Genomic DNA, 243 nt, shown 5'->3' with positions numbered 1-243 from the left:
CCGGCCCGAGCCGTGCAGCATCAAGCCGTAGGACGCCGCCAGCAGCACTTCGAAGAACACGAACAGGTTGAACAGGTCGGCGGTCAGGAACGCACCGTACAACCCCATCAATTGAATCTGGAACAACGCGTGGAAGCTTGAACCGGCGCCGTCCCAACGGGCCATGGCGAACAGCAAGGCGCTGACGCCGATGATCCCGGTCAGCACCAGCATCAAGGCCGACAGCCGATCGACCACCAACAC

Annotated in this window: 1 pseudogene; it reads right to left on the bottom strand. The window is 62.1% G+C overall.

The annotated features are described in order from the left end of the window. A pseudogene (locus SB772_RS44730) lies at positions 1-243 on the bottom strand (cation:proton antiporter); the annotation flags it as partial.

The sequence above is a fragment of the Paraburkholderia sp. SIMBA_030 genome (assembly GCF_046535245.1).
Classification (GTDB): Bacteria; Pseudomonadota; Gammaproteobacteria; order Burkholderiales; family Burkholderiaceae; genus Paraburkholderia.
This window is presented reverse-complemented; position numbering and strand designations above follow the sequence as displayed.